A 16,869-nucleotide genomic window follows, 5' to 3' on the forward strand; every position below is an offset into this window, starting at 1 on the left:
TGAGTACAATTCCATCCATATTAATTGGCTTAATTAAAAGAGTTGAAGGGCTGCGCTTGGAAGCCTATTGATGTCCTGCGGGTGTCTGGACTATTGGTTATCCAGCCTACGCCGTAAAACCCTGTCCTTCAGGACGGGGAGGATGTCAAATGTTAGATACCCCCCTTTGTTTTGCTTGTTCCGTGTAATATGTTTTCATTAAATCGTTAGATATTTCTTTGTACGCTCCGTATCTCTTAATCGTCAAATCCCCAGGTGAACCTTGCTGATATGTCTTGTCAGATAAAGACAAAACACAATTCTCTCCGTACTTGTCCAATACAAAATCCATTACCCTCTCTTGGGATGCGGTAAACATTGCCGAATAAGGTAGTTTACTTTCTTCGTCAATGATAAGGGTTTTGATACTATGTTTACCCCAATTTGATAAGCTGTTGTAAATATCTTCATAGATAGGACCATGTTTCCACGCTACAGGGGGACTGTTCTACAAGTGAAACATCGCTAAAGACTAAAGACCATCCGTGTGCAAAATAAACAAATTTCAAAAGCTTCGTAACACTTATAGAATCTATACCTTGATTCTTAACTCTTGATTTTTCTAAGATGCGATTAGCTACTGCACGAGAATCATATGATATTTCATACGAGGGTAGATGATTTGTTGTCGATGTCATGTTAATACCTTTCTGCTTTAATATTGTGAAAAAGAGGGCTTAAAAGGTGCGGACTATGAATCCAAAAGGTGCAGGTAAATCCACAACCTCCTATTCAGGGTTAGGGAGAGGTTAAGTAATTGTTTTTAGGGTATTATTGTGTTTCATCAAATGAGTACAGATATCGTTTTCAACATATACAAACCTATTGTAGCTTACGAGAAGTTGAGTCGCTTCTGCGACTATCCCTATAAATGATCCCCTTGAGAAACGTATTATCCAGACTATAGAGTTTTGTGTCGCTATATCAGGAAATAAGGGAATCATTAATGAACTGGAAAAAGATTCAAAGGATTCTCTTTCACAATGGATTTTGAATTCTCTTCAGGAAGCTATGGCAAAGGAGGTAGTGAAAGCGGCGTTCGGATCTAGCGTTAGGCAATTGTACAATCACTCTAAAGAGATGATGCATTTTGATTCAGGTATGGTTATTAAAATTGACGCTAAAATTCCTGGAAGAAAAACCGATCCTGATAACATCATAGCAGATAGATTGCAGTTGGCTGCGGGGAAATTGAGACAAAAAAATAGCGTTGACTGGGGGATAGACACCAAAGATGTCTATCTGGCAATGACTTCAAGTGCCTATAAAACTCTCTTAAATGACATTCTTAACAACCAGAACTATGCTTCATTCGCAGATTTTGAAAATGGAATAATCACGCACTTTGTTGGATTTAAAATCATCGTAACAGAGTACTTGCCAGGTGGTATAAAACAGCCTTTTATACGTGATGAAAATGGACAAAAAACTTCTAAGCCTTGATAGCTATTCCAAGTCTTCCTGTAGATACTCCTGAAGGTTCTATGCCAGTCAAAAGTTATGCTCTGTTTTGGAAGAAGTCCGCTCTTGAAATGGCAATACAGGAGGATATAACATTAGAAAATAGAAAACTTTCGGATGGAAGCTTCCATCTCTTCTGTTCTTGCAAGGTGGGCTGTACTCGTACAAATGAAAGCCATATTGGTTATATAGAAATGCCAGCATAATGCATATGAAAGAATTTCTAACCAAATTGCTAACAAGGATTTGCAAAAGCTTGGTGTCGGTAGAATTTCTAGCTTTGAAGAGGGATCAGAACGAATGGAAATGAGGAACTAGCCCATAATTTTTCGTTTTTGTGTACGATATTACAATTCGCAAGATAAAGAATTGGTTGCAACTTGTGGTCATTGATAGGGTTTTTGTTCTTCATTTCTTCCGCAATGAAAAAATCGCTCAGGCTATTATGAAGTAAGGATGCTCTTTTGTGTGACCTCTTTGCTTTTTTCTGTAGAGGATATGTCCGTATTCTCTCTTTCTTAAAGGTGCGGATATTAATCCAAAAGCTGCGGTAAAATCCACAATGTCCAATTCAGGCTGATAGACGTCTAAGAAATTGATATTGATTATTTTTTTATATTTAATTGTGTGAGATGGCATGTTTATTTCATGAGTTTGTGTACTATAACAAGATCCAAAACTCGCAAGTCACAGATTTTGAAGATTTATATCTTTCGCGCACAGTCAAAGTCATTATTTTCCTGTATTAAAATGAGGGAAGAGATATGTCGAATTTTTCGAAAGGCATACTGCAGTAAAATGAATGGAGATACTTTTATTACGTCTTTTAATTTCATAAAGATCTACGATTTTCTATTATTGGTTATGGATTAAAAGAAAGATACTCATCATGTCGTGCATAAAAAAACGCCTTATTGCTATGGGTAGGATCTGGTCTAATCCATTTTTTTGCTAGCGCTCTTTGGTTTGCATCGTTTTTTCGTAATATATGGATTGGGATCCAAACTCCCTAGTTTCTTTAACAAAAGTCAAAAATTTTTGATCTTACGATCAGTGCAGCTTTCATTCCATTGTTCCGTATGTCTCTTGTTTGTCCTATTTTAATACGTTTTTAGTACGCATTCCTTGAACGATATCCTGTGCATTCAGCGAATCGGAAGAAGAGGCAATATTAGAAATTAAATTTTCCTTGTATTTTGGAAGTTGGCTATTGTGTATTCTAGAAAAGATAATTTTCATCGGGATTGTTATTGCTGCTCCAAAAACCACTGCTTCACCGTTGCGTATTGATGAAAGTATTTCTGCCTTTGATAGAGAGGAATTTGGGATAGCAGCATATATGATTTGATGATCAACTGCACTCGTAAGGCGCAGGGCAAAAACTGTTGAGCATTGTGATAGGATGCTTTTATCAATTTCTGAGGGTTGTTGTGTTATGATTCCTATAGAACATCCGTATTTTCTCCCCTCTTTAGCGATGCGGGATAATGATTGGCAAGCTGATGTCAAACACTTATTGGATATATAGAGGTGTGCTTCTTCGCAAACAATTAAGAAATGTAATCTCTTATTGCTCAAAGAAGCAATATCAAAGAGCCATCTGGATAGTACAGAAAGGATGCAATTGGTTACAATTGTAGATTTTTCTGTTAATTCAAGGATTGATATTGGTTTATCATCGCAGGGTATACGAAATATGTGTGAAATTATTTCTGACAAGGAATCTTTAATGGCGTTTTTTGAGAACATGAATTGATAGAGAGGATCATTTATAATAGAAAGAATGCGCAGTCGAAGTGATTTAAGAAAGGGTCTTTCAGTGCGTCCTTCTAATTTGCCAATGTTTTTTTCAATTAATGATAAAAGGTCCGAAATACGATAGGGGATAGGGGTGTCCACTGTTATGTGTTCGTTACCGATGTCCTTATTAAGTGCATTAATATCGTGATGAAAAATTTTTTTAGATTCTATTATAAGTCTATAAAGCATCTCCATTTCTGCGATGATTTTTTCTTTTCCTTGAAATAATACTTCAGAAAATTCCTCAAAGTTCATCATCCAAAAGGGTAATTCGATTGTTTGGAGGGTGTTTTTTATGCTTATATCTGAAAATGCAGCAGAAAACTCATCATGGGGATCGATCATAAGAATTCGCAAGTTAGGATTGCTTTCCACAGCTTTGCGTAAAAGGAGAGAAGAGGCGCTTGATTTTCCAGATCCTGTAGAGCCGACAACAGCAAAATTACTTTCTAAAATAGCTTTTATATTAATTCTGGCTTCGATATTGTGATCATGGGACATTTTCCCGATGATACAAGATGTGCCGCTTTGACTATCGTATATAGCTTTCATGTCGGAGGATTCAATGCGATATGCTTTTGCGCCTATCGGAGGATAATACGATATTCCGCGTGTAAATACACAGGTATCATCGTCTGTTATACTTAATTCACCAATTAATTCTACGTGATTTAGAGTGGTTTCTTCAGGATTTAGGAAGACAGATTTCTCTAGGATTTCAATAGAATTTATGAGAGCTATGATAAGATTTTTTTCAACAACAATGGATACCAAGCATCCGACTCGCCAGTTTGTATTTTGAGCGCGAGAGGTAATCGTTGCAAGTGCTCCCGAACAAGAAATTACTATCCCAATATTTTTATCTTCTGTAATATTTTTTGTATTCATTATCGTACTATCCTGTTCTTTCTAGAATATTGTTTTTATATGATTTTTTTCAATATATTTTGGAAAGTATAGTACAAAAGGGTTATTTTTTAGGATAAATTTTATGACGATATGTCTTTTTCTGTTTATGTAAACATGTATTTAAATTGCAAGAGATAAATGGTGCGGAATCGTTGCTGTAAAATCTTTATAAAAGACATCTTCTGATTTGTGAGATAGGATTTTTTTTCGAGATAGTTTTTAAGCGGTGAAAGATCAGATGTTCTTTAGGGCTCTATTCAGTCCACAAAAACAGATTCTTCGATAGGTATTGCGTTGTTGGTACTTGATAATAAAAAAAGAGGATGGTCACACGATTTGAAAACAATCAAATTATGTGACCATTTGTATAAAAATTAATCAAAAAAGAAAACTATTGAAGAAAATATACTAAAGAGATATCACCATACCAACAGATAAAACCTTGTTGTCTAGAATAGCAGACATGTCCGTCATATCATTTGGATTCTTTAGTGCGCTGCGATATTCAAGTCGTGCAGATAAAAAACTAGATATCTTTTTCTCAATACCGGCACCAACGACGTAATCTAGATCACGCTCTTCTGTTTCTCTTGCTCCTCCGAGTCCATAAACAAGTGTATCGTTCAAAATATCATTGAGAGTAGTACCGACCCGAAGAACACCCGATAGGGCAAGTGGAGTTTGGAGATCATGTACTGTCCTGGGTTGTCTATTATATTCGCCTTGGAATTCTACACCATATACAAGATCTCCGCTCTGCCCATTATACCCTAAGAGTAGATTTCTAGTTTGGTTATCTAACTGCATTTTATCTTTTGCTTTTTTTGCAGCTACACCGAAGTAAAGTCCTTTCCATGCAGATTGATTGTTCGCATTAGCCTGCAAAACTGCAGGAGGGACAAAGGGATAGTAAGGTTGTGAGCTTGCTCTTGCGAGGATGGTTGCGGGAGATGATCCTAATAACAATAATGAGGAACACAATCCTATGGTTGTTTTTTTGAATCTTGTAGCGATTAACATAAAAACCCTCCTATATTTGTCTATATCACTAAAAACAATAATTACTATTATTATAGAAAAACAACAATAAATATTAATCAATATTATTATTAATCCATTAACGGGCAGTATAATATACGATATATACATAATATCATTAAATAAAACACAATAAATATCATTAAAAAATTATAAATAATAGAATTAAATACAATAAATATACTTAATTATTTACTGAGATATTATTGATAAAATCAGTGTTGTTTTATAGTGATATTGAGAGGATATTAAAAAATGAACAGGAAAATAATTGCCTTAATTTTGGTCAATATAGTATTCAATAGTGCTTCAATAACTGGAGTAATGGCAGAAACAAGAGATAATAAGTATACAACACAAAATCCGATAAAAGTTGCAGTGGGGAAAGAACACAGGATTATAACGTATCCTATGCCGAATTTTTTAAATATTCGTTTACTTGCGCTATCAGATGATGATATGGAGCTTTTAGATGAAGTTCAAAGTAATCCAAAAGTAATGGCAGCTTTATCAAAAATTTTCGAAGAACAACAAAAAATAATTGTTTCCAAAAACAAAACATAGGTAAGATATACTAAAATCATTTCATAATTGATTAATTAAATAATTAATTATGGTATATTGATTTTAAAAATCATTACTCTGTTTAGAATTATTAATACATTAAGTAAAATTCACACTGAGATAAAATCTTCCTGAAATTTCAGCGTCCGGGAAGATAAGATCAATAATCATCAATATATGGGATATCGCACACAATTTGTCATTAAAAAGCGATCATCTCTTGGGGAACATTTGATTATAATGCTGTTTTTTCTGTTATCAAAACAATGATATATGGGCAAAAGACATCATCTTATTGAGGTGCTTGCAGCAGATATTGCAAAAATATTATCTTAATGATGTTAATATATTGATTTAACTGTGTTTTTTTATATTAACCCCCCCCCCTTTCTTTTTTGTGGGTTCGGGATCATCAATATAAGAAACTATACGTTTAGACGATTGCCTTTCTAGCATTATACGATCCGCTTCTTTGGTATATGGATTCTGCTTGTATTATGCTTTTCCAGCCGTGTGAAACCATTAAATCATGTGTGGTTGGCTCCTGCTTCAACGGAAAGAATGGACGATAATTTCCTGATGCGGTGTGCTGATTTGTGATTCCTGCCTGTTTAGCCTTTTTGCGAAACCACACGCTTAATTGGCGTGTATTAATTGAATGATTTCCACGATTTATAAAAAAGATGACTTTTCCTATAGGTATTTTTTTCAATAAGCTTAATGAGATGATCATCATCGATGATGAGAATAGATTGTCATTTTCTTGTGATTTATTCATTTTATATGGGATGATTTAAATTGCGTTCCTGCGCCATAAGCAAGGAGATTCTATCAAGCACTTCCTGTAAAATAAGTGCGGCAGCCATTGAATCGATTCGTTGAGAACGCTTTTTTCTTGATACAGCCATTTCCAAGAGAATTCTATTTGCAGATACTGTAGAAAGTCGCTCGTCCCAAAGGATAAAAGGAATATTAATTCTTTCACTCATATTCCGTGCGAAGGTACGGGAAGACTGGGCTCGTGGGCCTTCTGAGCCGTTCATGTTGAGTGGAAATCCGATTACAAATGCAGCTATTTTTTCCGTTTTGGCGAAAGAGAGTAACTCGGATGCATTGTGTGCGATTTTTTTCTTTTTAAGAAGAGGGCGCATATTGGCAAATTGTCTTCCTGGATCAGATATTGCAATGCCGAGGTTTTTTGTTCCCAGATCAATACATGCGATGGATTGATTGGGTTCAAGATATTTGACTAGTTCTTCAACAAGGAGTATTGCCATTATGATTCTACCTGTTTAGTAACGCTGTAGGATATATCGGATATATTGAAGAAGTTTGTATATGTATATGTCCAAATTTTGTTTTCAGAATATAGCACGACATTGATGCGGTTAAAAATATCTCTTGGAAAGACGATGTTTTTGTGTTTTTTACATACTGTTTTCCTATTTTAAAGATAAGCGTTTTTTAGGAATTTATGGTGTGCATATTATTTCGTATATAGGGTATGGTGATATGATCAGCATGGATTAAAGACATTTCATCCTAGCAAAAGCTTCGGCTTTTGTTTATAGGGTAGAAGATGCATCGGAATGCTATCAATTAGGTTCGGAGGTGATTAAATGTCAATTGATGTTTCGACTATAAGGCGCATTGCACGTCTTTCTCGCATAGCTCTGGATGACGAAGATGTCCAACAGATGTTGTCGCGTATCAATAGTACTTTGACTTTTTTAGAAAAGATTTCAGAGGTGAATATTGAAGGGATAGAGCCTATGATATCTGTTGTTCCTGTCCAAATGAAGAAACGTGTTGATAAAGTTTCTGATGGGGGAAAGGTTGAGGCTATTTTATCTAATGCTCCGCAGATTCAAGACAATTTCTTTCTTGTTCCAAAAATCGTAGAATGATGTGACACAGTATATTAGCTAATTTTATATGGAAGGTTACTTATTAATATGTCAGAACTTAATCTCATGGGTATCTCGGAGTCTCGGGATAGACTGAGGGCGAAGAAGTGCTCTGCCGTTGAGCTTGTTGAGGCGTATATTCAAGCCATTGAGAATTCTAATTCTAAAATCAATGCATATGTGGAAGTGGTGGCAGAAGAAGCGCTTGCAGCAGCGAAAGTCTCTGACAAACATATTATGAATGGAAATTCTAGGGATTTAGAGGGGATTCCTATAGGAGTTAAAGATTGTTTTGCCACTCAGGGTGTTCATACACAGGCATGTAGTCATATTCTTGATGGTTTTAAGCCAGAATACGAATCGGCCATTACACAAAGACTATGGGACGATGGAGCAGTGATGCTTGGTAAGCTCAATATGGATGAGTTTGCTATGGGATGTTCTAATGAAACTTCTTACTATGGATCTGTCATTAATCCCTGGAGGGCGATAAATTCCACTAACAATTTTGTGCCTGGTGGATCTTCGGGAGGATCGGCTGCTGCAGTTGCTAGTGCTTTATGTTCTGGATCTGTAGGAAGCGACACAGGAGGATCCATTCGTCAACCAGCATCTTTTACCGGAACTGTTGGTATAAAACCTACGTATGGCAGGTGTTCTCGTTGGGGTATGGTTGCTTTCGCGTCGTCTTTGGATCAAGCAGGGGTAATCTGTCGTGATGTAAGGGACTCTGCAATTATGTTGAAATCTATTGCGGGATACGACGATCGCGATGCAACGTGTGTGGATTTTCCTGTTCCGGATTATGAACAGGCTATTGGCAAGTCTATTAAAGGAATGAAAGTAGGCATCCCGAAAGAATATTATATAGATGGTTTATCTCCTGATATTGCAGATTCTTGGGAAAAAGGTATTGAATGGCTTAAAGCTGCCGGGGCAAATATTGTGGATATATCACTTCCACATGCGCAATATGCCTTATCTGCTTATTATATTGTCGCACCAGCAGAGGCTTCTTCCAATCTTGCTCGTTACGATGGTGTTCGTTATGGTCTGCGTATTGAAGGTAACAACATTGTAGATATGTATGAAAAAACTCGATCCGTTGGATTTGGTAAGGAAGTTCAGTATCGGATTATGATAGGAACTTACGTTCTCTCATCGGATTGTTATGATTCCTATTATTTGCGTGCTCGTAGCATTCGCACTCTTATAAAGCGTGATTTTGAAGAGGTCTTTAAAGAAGGAGTGGATGTGATTCTTACTCCGACTACACCAACATCAGCATTCCCCTTAGGGAGGGAGAAACAGGATTCTGGATCAATCAAGAATCTTCATAATGATGTTTTTACAGTTGCTGTTAATATGGCAGGATTACCAGCCATCTCGATTCCTGCGGCTTTATGTGATAAGGGAATGCCTCTTGGGCTACAATTAATTGGCAAGCCGTTTTGTGAGGAGATGTTATTTAGTGTCGGATCTGTTCTTGAAAAAGAAGCGGGATCTTTTCGTCCTAAAAGATGGTGGTGATCGTTATATCTTTCACTTTTTCGTTTTAAAGTGGACTTTATCTTTCATATTCTGTTCTGCGTGTTATTTTGTCTCATAACTTGCGTATGGGATGAGTTTAGTTTACCTGCTTTTGCGGGGATTGTATTTTAAAGGTTTATTATGGTCTTACTTGGTACAGGTTCTGCAAATTTGAGGCATTTGATGTCTGGAACAACTGGTGATTGGGAAGTTGTTATCGGCTTGGAGGTGCATGCCCAGCTTTCCGTAGCATCAAAATTATTTTCTGGATCTTCAGTTGATTTTGGAGCTCAACCTAATTCTCAGGTTAGTTTTTTTGATGCAGCAATGCCTGGCATGTTACCTGTTTTGAATCATAACTGTGTTCGACAAGTCGTTATTACAGGTCTTGGTTTAAATGCTCATGTAAACAAACGTTCTGTTTTTGCGCGCAAAAATTATTTTTATCCAGATCTACCTCAAGGCTATCAGATTTCACAACATAATGAACCAATTATAGGAGAAGGAAGTGTTTCTGTACCTGTTGGTTCTGATGATTCTGGGCAGATTCAAGTTATAGAAGTAGGGATTGAGCGTATTCATTTGGAACAAGACGCTGGTAAGTCAGTTCATGATCATTATTCATCTGTATCTTGTATAGATCTGAATCGCTCTGGTATCGCTCTTATGGAGATAGTATCCAAGCCTGATATGCGTTCTGCTGTTGAGGCAAAAGCTTTTTTGACTAAATTACGCACTATTTTGCGCTATTTGGGAACTTGTGACGGCAATATGGAGGAAGGTTCGATACGTGCAGATGTTAATGTTTCTGTCTGTCGTCCAAGAGAAGAATTCGGTACGCGTTGTGAGATCAAAAACGTCAATTCCATCCGTTTTTTAGGACAAGCTATAGAGTATGAAGCGCGTCGTCAGATTGCGATTCTAGAAGAAGGTGGCACTATCGAGCAAGAAACCCGTCTGTTCGATCCTACAAAGAATGAAACGCGTTCTATGCGTACTAAGGAAGATGCGCATGATTATCGTTATTTTACTGAGCCGGACTTGCTGCCTCTAGAAATTGACGAAGATTTTATTCGTGAGCTTAGAGACTGGCTCCCAGAATTACCAGATGCAAAGCGAGAACGTTTTGTTTCTGAATTTGGTATTTCTTTGTATGATGCTTCTGTTCTCGTTTCAGATAAGCTGATTGCAGATTATTTTGAAGTATTGGTGATGAATCGTGATGCAAAAATTGCCGCCAATTGGATTATTAACGATCTTCTAGGAGCGTTGAACAAGGCTGGCAAGAAAATGGAAGAAAATCCGATTTCTCCCGATCAATTAGGAGGATTAATTGATTTAATCAAAGATGGTACAATATCGGGAAAAATAGCCAAAGATGTTTTTGATATATTATGGAACAAGGGGGGAGATCCTAAAAAAATAGTAGAGAATCTTAGTTTGCATCAGATTACGGATGTATCGGCTATCGAGCAAGAAGTTGATAGAATCATTGATTCTAATCCAGATAAGGTTGTTCGTATTGCTTCTAAGCCGAATTTAGTCGGTTGGTTCGTGGGGCAGGTGATGAAGACCACAGGTGGTAAGGCTAATCCACAAATTGTTCGGAAATTAGTGCATAAAAAGCTTGGAATAAAAGACTGATTTTGCATAATGCTATTTGTGAATTTGATTACGATATCTTGAAGTATAGGCTAAGAGAATTGTCTTTTTTAAATTCTAATGTTAAAAAAGCCTTTTAGAAAAAATACAACAGCATGAACAAGAGTTTATACTATGTTCAGGCTATGATCTGAATCATTTTAAATGGATTTCTGATTCACGGTATATTCTCATTATAACGTTCCTCCATAGCAAGAACGGCATATCCTGTCGAAAAAATATTATAAGTACCGTTCATATCAGTATTTACAGGATATCTTGCATACCCCTGAAACATCAATTTTCTTTGCGACAGGGTGTCCCTAAACATAAATCGACACCAGAGATCAAGCTTTTCATCTCCCCACTTTTGCCGATCTTCATCTTTATTCGTGCCAGAAAGATCATCATAATCCCGTTCATTAAGATCCTCGCAACACAATAAACTGATTGAAGATTTTATTGTCTTTGCGACAGAGAGTTGCTCTTTTGTTATATGATCACAGTGCGCATATTTCTGGAATGAAGGTAGAGAAATTTTTTTATATTGATAAAAGTGGTTTTTGTATAAGGATATCGCTCATTAGCGAATGAGGTACTCAAATTTGATGCAATTTTCTCTCGATATAATATTCATTTTTGTGGGCAACTTCTCTAATTCAACTTAAACTCGTATTACTAAATTATTGCGACTTGCAGTAGCGTCAAGGCACTTCGTACATGGTCTCCCGCAATAATGAGACGAAGAGGATTGTAATATAGACACGGTGACCAAAACCCATAATTCGGAATGAATCATCTATATTTTTTGGCATGCGGGCTATAGCAGATCCCCATAGCTAATCGAAGCGTATCACGTCTTTCATCGCCTGTGCATGTCAAGGCATCCACCAAATTCCCTTATTTATATATTGCATATTTGTGTCACTACTTTTCACATATTAACAAATTTAGCTTGAATATTATGAATAATGATGATTATCATTGTCATGATTATTATTGTTTTTTTTATTATTATTATTCATAAAATTATTTAGGAAAAAATGAAAAACATTTATTATAATATTATTTTAAGTTTTATGCTGTTCTCTTCGGAAGCGTTTTCTCAAGAATATCCTCTAGGTAAGCCTATTATTACAGAGGGCATGGAAATCCAAGGTGTTTATTTGCAAGCTATCTCCATGGATACTGAGGATGAAAACCATTCCATGTCTCACCTCGCTGTAGATAAATCTGATATCCATTTAGAGGCCGATATCCGTGCTGTTCAAGACAATCCAAATGGTTTTGCCGAAGGTGATTGGATTCCTTACCTAACTATTGGATATTCTATTACCAAATTTGGAGAGGATTCGCGAACGCAATCAGGAATGTTTATGCCAATGGTCGCCAGTGATGGTCCTCATTACGGTGAAAACGTCAAATTAGACGGTGGCTACGGTAAATACCATGTTATCTATAAAATCTACCCACCTTCTTACAACAAACAAGTGGCATTTGCTCGCCATATCGATAAAGAAACAGGGGTTTCGACATGGTTTAAACCGTTTGAAGTTTCTTGGGATTTTGATTATGCGGGTATAGGTCGTAAAGGTAGTTATTAATACTAAAATAAACAGGTTTTAAGGGGTATATCATGGATATTTATACCACGATCTCTCTTTTGGAGTCCATTGTTTGAGTCAATTTAATGAAAATACTACTAAGATTATTGGTATTATCCACATTAGTACCAACATCCATTTTTGCGATTGAAAAATTCACTGTGGAATTAGAAATGAAAAATGGTTATTTTCTTCCTCAAATACTAAAAGTACCATCAAAGAAGATTATTCGGATTAAAATCACGAATACGGGTACTGAACCATCTGAGTTTGAAAGCATTCAATTGCGAAAAGAAAAAGTCTTAGCTCCAGGTGCAACCTCAGTATTAGTGATTGCCCCACTTAAACCTGGTACTTATACATTTTTTGACGATTTTCACCTCTCTCATCCAAAAGGTGAGATGATTTCTATAGAATAGTCGCCATGGATATCGGGCAGGTTCTCTTTGTTGTTTGGCGTGAAAGCTTTGAAGCTCTCTTAGTTATCAGTATCATTTATGCTTGGATCAAATGCCATCCTGATGCGCGTAATGGAATGAAATTTCTCTGGGGCGGTGTTTCTCTCGGAGTAATAGCGTCTGTCTTATTAGCCTTGCTAATATACGGTGTATTTAATTTTCTTGATGATGCTAGCCAATCGCTATTTATGATTTTGATGGAGATGCTTGCCTGTATCTTGATTGTCCAAACGGTCTATTGGATGAACAACAAGCACGGTATTTCAATGAAGTCTAAAATCGAATCAGAGATTAAATGCAATATCGAACACCATAATTGGTGGGGTGTCGCATTAATTATAGTCATTGTGATTGCTCGAGAAGGCAGCGAAATTGTAGTTTTCCTCTCTAGTTTTATTATGTCACTTACATCAACCAATGCGTCAAAATTTTTTATGGAGGTTGCGGGAGGTGTTCTCGTTGCGATTTTAACTTTATATATCTTCTTGCTAACCAGTCGGTTTATGTCTTGGCGTATTTTCTTTAAAGTCACAGGCGTTGTTTTGTTATTCCTTGCTCTATCACTGTTACTTAAAGCGGTTGAAGAGAGTTTAAATTTATTAATTCAGTTCGATTTTTTTATACCTGAATTTTTGATTTATCCTGCATGGAATACCGTTGCATTACTCGATGATTCAGGGGTGACGGGAAACTTTATTTCTTCATTTTTTGCCTATCGTTCGCAGCCTGCTTGGTTAAGCGTAATCACTTTTATTATTTACTGGATCGTTGTTAGTACATTGTTTGTATGGAATAAAAAACGTGCGTAATTTTCCTAATCAAATTCGAATGCTTTTTTCTAGCCTCATGTTATTCGCTGGTATTTCAACGTTAGCATCTGTATCTGTGCAAGGCACAGGCTCTCCCTTGCAATCAGGGGATAAGATTATTATTGCTAAAGGAGATATTCCAACCCCTGAAAAATACCGTCCAGCTATTGAATCCTATTTAGCTTTTATTCGTACAGAATCTTCTGATATGGTTTCTCAATTGGAAATCATCAAAAAAGAACTAAAAGCAGGCGAACTGAAAAAAGCTCAACAAGCTTATATTCAAGCTCATCAGCATTATGAAGCGATACGCCCAATTGTTATTTTATTTGGTAATATTGACCATGTGATTAATGCACGGGCAGATTATTTTCTTGATGGTGTCAAAGACTATCGCTTTACAGGGTTTCATTTGGTTGAATATCAACTTTTTGATCGCAAAGATATCAAAACGGCATTAAACGCCATAGATCGGTTATTAATACAGTCATATGATTTGAGAAAACGTATATCCACCCAGCATATCGAAATTCTGAATCTAGTACGATCCTCCGCTGATTTTATAGAAGAGATTCTTGAAACACAATTAGCAGGCAAAGAGAATGTTTATAGCTTCTCTGATATAAATGATATCGCTGCTAATTTACGTGGATCTAAAGAAGTGGTCACAGTACTCACATCATTTATCCCAAAAGAAGTATTGCTCCCAATTTTGCAGAATTACCAGAAAATAAAAGACATTCTTTCGCAGTATAAACTTAATCAGGATGAATATCAGTCATACAATCAATTAAGAGCTAAAGATAAAATGTCTCTTTACTCTATTCTTGCACAACAAGCAGAATTTCTTGTTGTATTGAGACGCCAATTAGATATTGACGTATACCACAAATATTGAGGCAAAAACCTATGCAAGTTAAACATAATAATCAATATACCTTATCAAGATGGAGTGCGTTAAAAATATTGGTGTTTAGTAGTGTTATTTGTGCTGTCTCAATACTGGCTATAAAAGAATACAGAAACCACTGCCAACCCACTTATGAAAAATCTATCCCCTTTGAAGGAGCTCATCAGTCGGGTGTTTTAACACCTGAACAAAAAAATTCATCCTTTATTGCCTTGAATGTTACGGCGAAAACACTTGATGAATTACAAAGTTTATTTAAAGTATTAACTCAACGGATTGCTTACTTAACACAGGTACAAAAAGCACCACTTAATCATAATGATAAGCTGCCAGATGCTGAATCTGGCATGTTAGGCTCTTATTTAAAACCAGATTCATTGACAATCACTGTTTCCCTAGGTAACAGCTTGTTTGATTCACGCTTTGGCCTTGAAAAAATTAAACCAAAATTTCTGACAGATATGACCAGTTTCCCGAATGATCGATTGGAATCACAATGGTCTGGTGGTGATTTGATGCTACAAATTTGTGCTAATAGCCAAGAAAGTGTAATTTATGCGCTACGTGATATTTTAAAGTATACCTCGGCATACCTATATCCATTATGGAAAATCGACGGTTTTCTACCTTCGAGAAATATTGATCAACATTCAACACCTATCAATTTATTTGGCTTTAAAGATGGCACAGGTAATGCACCAACTCATGATTCAAAATTAATGGATGAGTTGATTTGGGTAACAGAAAATGATCAAGAGTTACCTTGGTGTTACGGCGGATCATATCAAGCAATACGTCTCATTCGTTTTAATCTTGAATTTTGGGATAGAACACCTCTGGAAGATCAAGAAAATAATTTTGGACGTCATAAAGCAACTGGTGCTCCTATTGGTAGAAAACAGGAAATGGAATCTCCTGAATTTGAAAAAGATCCACACGGTGATCGTATCTTATTTAACTCGCATATGCGTCGTGCAGAACCGCGTAATCCTGAACGATATACCGCAAAATTAAGGCGTCGTAGCTATAGCTATTCATTGGGCATCAACAGCAATGGTTCCCTCAATATGGGATTGATCTTTGTTTCTTACCAAAAAAACTTAAAAACGGGTTTTATTGAAACCCAAAAAAGACTCAATGGTGAATCCCTTGAGCGTTATATCAAGCCATTTGGTGGTGGCTACTATTTTGTGTTACCAGGCGTACAGATTGCCCAAGATTTTTTAGCGAAACCGATGTTTGAGGCATTACAAAAATCTTCATAAGTCATACTTGAATTCGGTATTGACTGTGAAGAGCGGTATCCTATTTTCCATAAATTGCGTATTTTTATGCATGGAGATCATCAAATAACATAGATGAAGATCATTGGAGCTTTGTTTAGGTTTGTCTTCGCGGATCCAATAGGCGAATGATTTTTGCATCTATATGGAAGAAGAACGAAAAAGACTAACTTCATCTGGTTATTCCATAAATTCATGGAGTAAATGGTGAATGCTCGATTCAAAGCGCCAACAGAGATTGGCAGACTTATGAAACAAAAGCCGTAATGACGAGGTTATTTTCTATTATAGCTAAAACACTCCATTATGATTGTACTAAATATACGGAACTATTCCATCGATTTTCGTCGCAGGATACTATCCAAGACAGAAAGTAATAATTTATATGAGTATAATATCTAAAATCAATCGCTTATTTTAAAAATAGATCAGGCATTACTAACGTGATGCTAATGATTTATAAACGTACTAGTCTTGTTTTTGATACTGAATTGGCTACTTTTTGCTGCTTTATAAGCGAGTGATTTTACATTAACTGCTCGTGTATATAATTTAGCCATATTCATTTTTGATCATCCATACATGGCTATAAGTTCATGTGGGCTAGAACTTGCGTTAAGTCTTTATAATTTCTCTAATTTTTATTATTTAGTATGCTCTGCATTCATCAGGAAGTCTTGTTTTTTGCACTTTTTTCTAAATCAATTCCCGAAAGAATTAGAAGAAGAAAAAAGATTTTATGCGTTGTAACTAAAAAAGTATCACCATATTATACCCTGATCGTGTTTAAACACTTTTGCAGGGATTCAAAAATGGGAATATGAATTTTTCCTGTTTTTCTATATAGAGTGCTCTGATCATGTCTAAGTAATTGATTTCACTGTATATTATCATTATTTCCCCTTACCTTTTTTAT

Annotated in this window: 17 protein-coding genes; 11 read left to right on the forward strand and 6 right to left on the reverse strand. The window is 36.1% G+C overall.

Going from position 1 to position 16,869, the window contains the following annotated elements; all coding sequences use genetic code 11:
- Nucleotides 1-145: 145 nt before the first annotated feature.
- The gene (locus H0G72_RS06445) at nt 146-454 is read right to left on the reverse strand and encodes a hypothetical protein (RefSeq protein ID WP_182017571.1); all 309 of its coding nucleotides are present in this window, start codon (nt 452-454) and stop codon (nt 146-148) included.
- Nucleotides 447-677 carry a Panacea domain-containing protein gene (locus tag H0G72_RS04350; protein ID WP_182017557.1) on the reverse strand — a complete coding sequence of 77 codons (231 nt, stop codon included), beginning with the start codon at nt 675-677 and terminating at the stop codon, nt 447-449. Before H0G72_RS04350 ends, H0G72_RS06445 begins: the two co-directional genes overlap by 8 nt.
- A gap of 373 nt (nt 678-1,050) precedes the next feature.
- On the opposite strand from H0G72_RS04350, the gene H0G72_RS04355 reads away from it, so the two are divergent.
- Both H0G72_RS04355 and H0G72_RS04360 read left to right on the forward strand, forming a co-directional pair.
- Nucleotides 1,051-1,482, forward strand: a complete 432-nt coding sequence (locus tag H0G72_RS04355; RefSeq protein WP_220456110.1) for a hypothetical protein — start codon at nt 1,051-1,053, stop codon at nt 1,480-1,482.
- Nucleotides 1,479-1,706 carry a hypothetical protein gene (locus tag H0G72_RS04360; RefSeq protein WP_182017559.1) on the forward strand — a complete coding sequence of 76 codons (228 nt, stop codon included), beginning with the start codon at nt 1,479-1,481 and terminating at the stop codon, nt 1,704-1,706. Before H0G72_RS04355 ends, H0G72_RS04360 begins: the two co-directional genes overlap by 4 nt.
- Nucleotides 1,707-2,595: 889 nt before the next feature.
- Here H0G72_RS04360 and H0G72_RS04365 read toward each other — a convergent pair.
- Both H0G72_RS04365 and H0G72_RS04370 read right to left on the reverse strand, forming a co-directional pair.
- Complete coding sequence (locus tag H0G72_RS04365) at nt 2,596-4,188, reverse strand: ATP-binding protein (RefSeq protein ID WP_182017560.1); 1,593 nt, start codon at nt 4,186-4,188, stop codon at nt 2,596-2,598.
- A gap of 429 nt (nt 4,189-4,617) precedes the next feature.
- The gene (locus H0G72_RS04370) at nt 4,618-5,229 is read right to left on the reverse strand and encodes a CLIBASIA_05150 family virulence factor (protein ID WP_182017561.1); all 612 of its coding nucleotides are present in this window, start codon (nt 5,227-5,229) and stop codon (nt 4,618-4,620) included.
- Nucleotides 5,230-5,502: 273 nt separating this feature from the next.
- On the opposite strand from H0G72_RS04370, the gene H0G72_RS04375 reads away from it, so the two are divergent.
- Nucleotides 5,503-5,811 (forward strand): hypothetical protein, encoded by a 309-nt coding sequence (locus H0G72_RS04375; protein WP_182017562.1) that lies wholly within the window; start codon nt 5,503-5,505, stop codon nt 5,809-5,811.
- Between the two features lie 433 nt (nt 5,812-6,244).
- On the opposite strand, the gene H0G72_RS04380 is transcribed toward H0G72_RS04375, so the two are convergent.
- Together H0G72_RS04380 and ruvX are read right to left on the reverse strand one after the other, a co-directional pair.
- Complete coding sequence (locus H0G72_RS04380; protein WP_182017563.1) at nt 6,245-6,589, reverse strand: hypothetical protein; 345 nt, start codon at nt 6,587-6,589, stop codon at nt 6,245-6,247.
- A 1-nt stretch (nt 6,590) separates the two neighbouring features.
- On the reverse strand, nt 6,591-7,088 hold the full coding sequence (gene ruvX, locus H0G72_RS04385; RefSeq protein ID WP_182017564.1) for a Holliday junction resolvase RuvX: 498 nt from the start codon (nt 7,086-7,088) through the stop codon (nt 6,591-6,593).
- 342 nt (nt 7,089-7,430) lie between these two features.
- On the opposite strand from ruvX, the gene gatC reads away from it, so the two are divergent.
- The 8 genes from gatC to efeB all read left to right on the forward strand — a co-directional run bounded on the left by gatC (nt 7,431) and on the right by efeB (nt 15,935).
- Nucleotides 7,431-7,718, forward strand: coding sequence for an Asp-tRNA(Asn)/Glu-tRNA(Gln) amidotransferase subunit GatC (gene gatC / locus H0G72_RS04390; RefSeq protein WP_182017565.1), 288 nt, complete (start codon nt 7,431-7,433; stop codon nt 7,716-7,718).
- Nucleotides 7,719-7,766: 48 nt separating this feature from the next.
- Nucleotides 7,767-9,248, forward strand: a complete 1,482-nt coding sequence (gene gatA / locus H0G72_RS04395; protein ID WP_182017566.1) for an Asp-tRNA(Asn)/Glu-tRNA(Gln) amidotransferase subunit GatA — start codon at nt 7,767-7,769, stop codon at nt 9,246-9,248.
- Nucleotides 9,249-9,389: 141 nt separating this feature from the next.
- Complete coding sequence (gene gatB / locus H0G72_RS04400) at nt 9,390-10,892, forward strand: Asp-tRNA(Asn)/Glu-tRNA(Gln) amidotransferase subunit GatB (RefSeq protein ID WP_182017567.1); 1,503 nt, start codon at nt 9,390-9,392, stop codon at nt 10,890-10,892.
- Nucleotides 10,893-11,932: 1,040 nt separating this feature from the next.
- A complete protein-coding gene (locus H0G72_RS04405; protein ID WP_182017568.1) occupies nt 11,933-12,493 on the forward strand; it encodes an iron transporter in 561 nt (186 codons plus the stop codon).
- Between the two features lie 86 nt (nt 12,494-12,579).
- On the forward strand, nt 12,580-12,912 hold the full coding sequence (locus H0G72_RS04410; RefSeq protein WP_182017569.1) for a cupredoxin domain-containing protein: 333 nt from the start codon (nt 12,580-12,582) through the stop codon (nt 12,910-12,912).
- A gap of 5 nt (nt 12,913-12,917) precedes the next feature.
- Entirely contained in the window at nt 12,918-13,760 is an 843-nt protein-coding gene (locus H0G72_RS04415) for an FTR1 family iron permease (RefSeq protein ID WP_220456111.1), read from the forward strand.
- Entirely contained in the window at nt 13,753-14,658 is a 906-nt protein-coding gene (locus H0G72_RS04420) for an EfeM/EfeO family lipoprotein (protein WP_310649489.1), read from the forward strand. Before H0G72_RS04415 ends, H0G72_RS04420 begins: the two co-directional genes overlap by 8 nt.
- An 11-nt stretch (nt 14,659-14,669) precedes the next feature.
- Nucleotides 14,670-15,935 (forward strand): iron uptake transporter deferrochelatase/peroxidase subunit, encoded by a 1,266-nt coding sequence (efeB, locus tag H0G72_RS04425; protein WP_182017570.1) that lies wholly within the window; start codon nt 14,670-14,672, stop codon nt 15,933-15,935.
- Nucleotides 15,936-16,869 lie beyond the last annotated feature (934 nt).

The organism is Candidatus Liberibacter sp., assembly GCF_014048425.1.
Classification (GTDB): Bacteria; Pseudomonadota; Alphaproteobacteria; order Rhizobiales; family Rhizobiaceae; genus Liberibacter.